This window comes from Mesorhizobium sp. M4A.F.Ca.ET.020.02.1.1 (assembly GCF_004022645.1).
In the GTDB taxonomy this organism is placed as follows: Bacteria; Pseudomonadota; Alphaproteobacteria; order Rhizobiales; family Rhizobiaceae; genus Mesorhizobium.
In genome coordinates this window covers 1-6,250 of record NZ_RZOI01000346.1, presented here as the reverse complement: position 1 = coordinate 6,250, position 6,250 = coordinate 1, and the positions used below count along the sequence as shown (strand labels likewise).

The window sequence follows — 6,250 nt, the reverse complement described above, 5'->3', positions numbered from 1 at the left end:
CTGGTTGGGCGTCAGGCCGAGGCGGGCGCAGAGTTTCTTCGTCGCCGGCGCCGGGCCGATGCCCATAATGCGCGGCGCGACGCCGGCGGCAGCACCGCCAAGGATGCGGGCGATAGGCGTCAGGCCGTGTTTCTTCGCGGCTGCTTCCGAAGCGATGACGAGGGCGGCCGCGCCGTCATTGACGCCGGAGGCGTTGCCGGCGGTCACGGTGCCGCCCTGGCGGAATGGCGTCGGCAGTTTGGCCAGCGCCTCGATGGTGGTGCCGGCGCGTGGATGCTCGTCCTTGCCGACCACGATTGCATCGCCCTTCCTTTGCGGGATCGTCACCGGCGTGATCTCCTTTGCCAGCCGGCCATTGGCTTGCGCCGCCACAGCCTTGTCCTGGCTGCGCACGGCAAAGGCATCCTGGTCGGCGCGCGAAACGGCAAAGTCCTCGGCGACGTTTTCGCCCGTTTCCGGCATGGAATCGACGCCATACTGTTTCTTCATCAGCGGGTTGATGAAGCGCCAGCCGATGGTGGTGTCGTGGATCTCGGCGTTGCGCGAGAAGGCGGTGTCAGCCTTGGGCATGACGAAGGGCGCGCGGCTCATCGACTCGACGCCACCGGCGATCATCAGCTCGGCCTCGCCGGCCTTGATGGCGCGCGCCGCGATGGTGACGGCATCCATGCCCGAGCCGCAGAGGCGGTTGACGGTCGACCCCGGAACGTCCTGGGGGAGGCCGGCGAGCAGCAGCGCCATGCGGGCGACGTTGCGGTTGTCCTCGCCGGCCTGGTTGGCGCAGCCATAGATGACATCTTCAACCGCCGCCCAGTCGACGCCGGCATTGCGCTCGACCAAGGCCTTCAAGGGTACCGCACCGAGATCGTCCGTTCGTACCGAGGACAGCGCGCCGCCGAAGCGGCCGATCGGCGTGCGGATGTAGTCGCAGATGAAGGCGTCGGTCATCTATGCAGCTTTCCCCTTGGCGGTCCCCTCATGCGCCGCCTTGGTGCGGGCCTGAAGATCGCGCAATGTCGTCAGCTCGAGTTCCGTCGGCGCCGGCGTCTCGTCAAGGGCCTCGGCGAATTTTACCACCCAGCCACAGGTCGCCTGCACCTGCTCGCGGGTCACGCCTGGATGCAGCGACACGACGGTGAATTCCTTTGTGACCGGATCCGGCTTCCAGATCGCGAGGTCGGTGATCAAAAGCGTCGGGCCGGCCGTATCGATGCCGAGACGCTTGCGGTGATCGCCTCCGTCGCCATGGCCGAAGGAGGTGAAGAAGTCGATCTTTTCGACCATGCCGCGCTTCGACTGCGCCATGGTGATGTAGACCTCTTTTGAAGAGGTGGCGATTTCCGGCGCGCCGCCACCGCCGGGAAGGCGCGTTTTCGGGTGCGCATAGTCGCCGATGACGGTGGTGTTGATATTGCCGAACCTGTCGAGCTGGGCCGCGCCGAGGAAGCCGATGGAGATGCGGCCGCCCTGCAGCCAGTAGCGGAACATCTCCGGCACCGCGACGGTGGTAACCGCTGTCTCGCACAATTCGCCATCGCCGATCGACAGCGGCAGCACATCGGGCGCGGTGCCGATGGTGCCGCTTTCATAGATCAGCGTGATGTCGGGCGCATGGGTCAGCCGCGCGACGTTGCAGGCGGCAGACGGCGCGCCGATACCGACGAAGCAGACATCCTCGCTCTTCAGCGCCCGGCTGGCGGCGATCGTCATCATCTCGTTGGGCGTGAAGCCAAGATTTTCAGCGTCGCTCATGCGGCTTTCCTCAGATGCTCGACGCGACCGGCGAAGTCGGCCGCGCTGCTCTCGATGACGTTCTTCTGCATCCAGGCCTGGAAACGGTCACGGTCGGCGGCGATCTCGTCCCATTCGAGATAGGCCGCGTTATCGCGCGCATAATATCCATGGGTGTAGGAGGGATGCGAGCCGCCCGGCACGACCGCGATCGCGGCGACCGTCCAGTTGGGCAGCACGGTGAGGTTGGGGTGGAGATCGTCGAAATTGTCGACTATTTCCTCGACCGTCACCACGGCGCGCTTGGCCGCGAGAACGGCTTCCTTCTGGATGCCGATGATGCCTTCGACCAGCACATTGCCTTTCCTGTCGGCCTTCTGTGCATGGATGAAGCTGACGTCGGGCCGGATCGATGGAACGGCGGCGAGCACTTCGCCGCTGAACGGGCAGGTGAGCGACCGTATGTTCGGGTTGACCGAAGCGAGGCCGGCGCCGCGATAACCGCGAAAGACCGCGCAGGGCAGGCCGGCGGCACCCGCCTCATAGGCGTTGGCCATGCCGGCGTGGCTGTGCTCCTCGATCTCGATCGCGCGCGGAAAGCCATTCTCGATGGCGTCGCGGGCGCGCCGCAGCAGGCCGACGCCGGGATTGCCGACATAGGAGAAGACGATCTTTCTCGCCATGCCCATGCCGATCATCTGGTCGTAGATCAGGTCCGGCGTCATGCGAATCAAAGTGAGGTCGCGAAAGCCCTGGCGAATGGCCTCATGCGCGGCCGCTGTCGGGATCAGATGGGTGAAGCCCTCGAAGGCGACCGTATCGCCGTCATGCAGGTTCTCCGCGACAGCCTCCTTCAGCGGCAGGAACTTCACCATTCTTCGGCTCCCGGTATCGAAAAGTTCGTATTGCGAACATATGTTTGATATGTGATACTTTCTAATCTTACCCTGAAGGGGAGTCAACGCCATGCAGACGGCTCTAGAAGGCGAGGCCAGTTCGCGCGATCATGTCGGCTCGCTGGAGCGCGGGCTTGCGGTGATGGAGGTCCTCGCGCGTTATCCCGCCGGCATGACGCTGACCGAGATGGCCGAGGAAACCGGCCTGACGCGCGCCGGCGCCCGCCGCTTTCTGCTGACGTTGGTGAACGCGGGTTACGCGACACAGTCGGGCCGGCTGTTTTCGCTGTCGCCACGCCTGCTCACTATCGCGCGGACCTGGCTCGGCGGTGCCTCGCTGTGGAGCTTCGCTGCACCGATCATGCGCGAGGTGGCCGGGCAGTTCGACGAGGCCTGTAACGCCGCGGTGCTGTCGGGCGAGGACGTCGTCTATGTCGCGCGCATCCCCGGCCGCCGCATCCTCAGCGTGGCGCTCGACGTCGGTACCCGGCTGCCCGCCTACTGCACATCGATGGGCCGCGTGCTGCTCTCTGGGCTGCCGGCCGATGAGATGAAGACCTTCCTCGCCGATGCAAAGATCGAGCCGCGGACGCCTCGGACGATCACCAGCCGCGCCGCGCTGGGCAAGGCAATCGACAAGGCGGGGGCGGATGGCTTCGCCATTGTCGACGAGGAACTGGAACTCGGCCTGCGTTCGATAGCCGTGCCGATCAGCGACCGTACCGGCCAGGTAGTCGCCGCCATCAACGTCTCGACGCAGTCGGCCCGGTTCTCGGTCGAGGCGATGGAGCGCGAGATCCTGCCTGTGCTGCGCAAAGCAAAGCAGCGGGTCGAGGAATTCTTCTTCGACTGACTGGCCAGCCAACTGTCTGAAGTCGGCGCCGCCCCTCATCGCCCTGCCGGGCACTTCTCCCCGTATAGTGACGGGGGCTGGCCGCAACGGCGGCGCCTGCATGCGCCGAACTCGACCGTTGACGCCGCCTTTCAAATGCATTATTGAACAGGATTATACAGGTTCAATGAACAGGTATTGATATGGCCCGTCGCGCGACGCAGCTCACTCCCGGCACCGGCAAGCCGGAGCAGATCGCGACGGTTTTGGAGCACGAAATCCGCTCCGGCGTGCTCGGCTTCGGCGACCGTCTGCAGAGCGAGAACGAACTCGTCCAGCGCTTCTCCGTCAGCCGCAACACGGTCCGAAAAGGTCTCGAGGAATTGTCGAGTCGCGGCCTGATCACCACCAGGGTTGGCATCGGTTCCTTCGTCACCTTTGACGGCATGCCGGTCGATGATGCCGTCGGCTGGTCGCGCGCGCTTGCCAATGCGGGCGCCAATGCCGAGACGCGCACGCTGCGGCTCGAAGTCATCGAGGACGCGGAGCTTGCGGCGAAGCTTGGCGTCGACAATCCAGCTTTCATCGCTGTCGATCGCGTCCGCACGAATGCAAATGACGGCCATGCGATCTCGATCGAGCGTAGCCGCCTGCCGCTGTCGCCCGAACTGGAAGACGTGCCGCTGCGCGGCCTGCGCGAAGGCTCGCTGCACCAGACGCTGCGCGGAGCAGGGCTCGTTCCCGACCATGGCGAGGAGTGGGTCGACATCGAGATGCTGAGCGCCGCCGATGCCGCCATCCTCGACTGCGCGCCGGGCACGCCCTTCCTGCGGACGCGGCGCCTGACTCGCGCCGCCGATGGTCGACCGATCGAATTCGTCACTAGCCTGCTCAACCCGGCGCATTTCGCCCTTCATCTGGAGTTTTGAGATGACGGATGCGGCCGGGGTGATCGACCGGGCAATGGGCGCGCTGATCGGCGGCGCGCTTGGCGACGCGCTGGGCATGCCGACGCAGCTTCTGTCGCCCGGCCGCATCGCCGAACTCTATGGCCATGTCGACGACTTCGTCGCGCCCGTCGACGATCATCCGGTGTCGAAGGGCCTTGAAGCCGGCACGATCACCGACGACACGGAACAGGCGCTGCTGCTTGGCCGCATCCTGGTCGGGTCCGGCGACCGTTTCGACCACACGCGCTGGGTCAATGCGCTGCTCGACTGGGAGCGCGGGGTCAAGGCACGCGGCAGCTACGACTTGCTCGGCCCGTCGACCAAGCGCGCCATCGACGCCATCAATGACGGCGTGCCGCCCGAGGAGGCCGGCAGCGGCGGCGACACCAACGGCGCGGCCATGCGCATCGCGCCAGTTGGCATCATGATGCCGCCGGAGCCACTCGACACGCTGGTTGCGAAGGTCGCGGAAACCTGCCGGGCCACGCACAATACCTCGATTGCCATAGCTTCGGCCGCCGCGGTCGCTTTGGCGGTCAGCGGCGGAGTCTCGGGCGCCGACTGGCGCGCGGCTTCCGAGCGCGCCGTGACGGCGGCACGGTTGGGGGCAACGCTCGGGCATTGGGTCACCGGCGGCGACATCGCCGCGCGGATCGCCTGGGCGCAGGACCTTGTGCGCGGCAAGGCCGAGAAAGAGGCGATCCGGCTGATCGTCGATCTGGTCGGCACCGGCGTCGCCAGCCAGGAATCGGTTCCGGCGGCGTTCGCCGTGCTGGAGGTCGCCGAAGGCGATCCGTGGCGAGCGGCTGTCATCAGCGCCAATCTCGGCGGCGACACCGACACGATCGGCGCCATTGCCGCCAGCATGGCAGGTGCCTCTGCCGGCCTGTCGCGCCTGCCGCAGGATCGCATTGCCAAATTGCACGGCATCGATCTCGCCGCGGTTCGCGCGCTGGCAGACGATCTCATCGCGGCACGCGAGGCAAAGATCCGCTCCGGCAAGGAGGCTGCAGCATGAGTGGACGGCTGGTCCATGTCGGCAGCGCCGTGGTGGACTATGTCTACCGCATCGACGCCTTGCCGGCGCCCGGCACGGAAAAGACCGCGTCGAGCTACGCGCGGGTCGCCGGTGGCGGCTTCAACATGATGGTCGCGGCGAGGCGCACCGGCATGAGGGTGGTGTTCGGCGGTCAGCTCGGTACCGGGCCGGACGGCGATTTCCTGCGCGCGGCTTTTGCCGCCGAAGGCATCTCGACGCTGACGCCGCCGTCGCCGTTGATGGACAGCGGCAATTGCGTTGCCATGATCAGCGGCGACGCCGAGCGCACCTTCGTCTCCTGGCCGGGCGCCGAGAGCCGGCTCACGCGCGACATGATGGCTTCCGTCCAAGTCCAAGCCGGTGATTGGGTTTTTACCTCCGGCTACACGCTGAGCTATCCCGGCAGCCGCGACGCGCTCGCCGACTGGATCGAGGCGCTGCCGGCGGAAGTCCCCTTCGTCTTCGATCCAACGCCGGTGATAGCCGAGATTCCGCGCCCGATCCTGGACAGGGTGCTGGCGCGCACGACCTGGCTGAGCTGCAACACCAGCGAGGCGGCCGCGATCGCAGGTTCGGGCGACGCGCAGACTGCAGCCATCCGGCTGCTCGCCGACCATTGCCGGAAAGCGGCAGGCGTCGTCATCCGCGACGGCGCGCAAGGCTGCCTAGTGCGGCTGGCCGATGGCGGTACGCGCGCCATACCCGGTTTCGAGGTCGCCGCCGTCGACACCAACGGCGCCGGCGATGCTCATATCGGCGCCTTCGTCAGCGGCCTGTCGCGCGACATGCCGCCATGCGAGGC

Annotated in this window: 7 protein-coding genes; 4 read left to right on the top strand and 3 right to left on the bottom strand. The window is 66.4% G+C overall.

Annotation, left to right across the window (positions count from 1 at the left end; all coding sequences use genetic code 11):
- The 3 genes from EN742_RS20570 to EN742_RS20560 all read right to left on the bottom strand — a co-directional run.
- A partial coding sequence (locus EN742_RS20570) for an acetyl-CoA C-acyltransferase (protein WP_128333211.1) occupies positions 1 to 948 on the bottom strand: 948 nt, incomplete at its 3' end.
- Complete coding sequence (locus EN742_RS20565; RefSeq protein WP_126058995.1) at positions 949 to 1,752, bottom strand: CoA-transferase subunit beta; 804 nt, start codon at positions 1,750 to 1,752, stop codon at positions 949 to 951.
- The gene (locus tag EN742_RS20560) at positions 1,749 to 2,606 is read right to left on the bottom strand and encodes a CoA transferase subunit A (RefSeq protein ID WP_127406847.1); all 858 of its coding nucleotides are present in this window, start codon (positions 2,604 to 2,606) and stop codon (positions 1,749 to 1,751) included. Before EN742_RS20560 ends, EN742_RS20565 begins: the two co-directional genes overlap by 4 nt.
- A gap of 91 nt (positions 2,607 to 2,697) precedes the next feature.
- Between EN742_RS20560 and EN742_RS20555 the strand changes: the two genes are divergently transcribed.
- From EN742_RS20555 to EN742_RS20540, 4 genes are all read left to right on the top strand, one after another.
- Positions 2,698 to 3,480 (top strand): IclR family transcriptional regulator C-terminal domain-containing protein, encoded by a 783-nt coding sequence (locus EN742_RS20555; protein WP_127406846.1) that lies wholly within the window; start codon positions 2,698 to 2,700, stop codon positions 3,478 to 3,480.
- Positions 3,481 to 3,662: 182 nt separating this feature from the next.
- Positions 3,663 to 4,388, top strand: a complete 726-nt coding sequence (locus EN742_RS20550; protein WP_126058998.1) for a GntR family transcriptional regulator — start codon at positions 3,663 to 3,665, stop codon at positions 4,386 to 4,388.
- A gap of 1 nt (position 4,389) precedes the next feature.
- Positions 4,390 to 5,427, top strand: coding sequence for an ADP-ribosylglycohydrolase family protein (locus EN742_RS20545; RefSeq protein WP_126058999.1), 1,038 nt, complete (start codon positions 4,390 to 4,392; stop codon positions 5,425 to 5,427).
- The coding region (locus EN742_RS20540) for a PfkB family carbohydrate kinase (RefSeq protein WP_128333210.1) at positions 5,424 to 6,250 on the top strand (827 nt) is incomplete at its 3' end. The genes EN742_RS20545 and EN742_RS20540, both read left to right, overlap by 4 nt.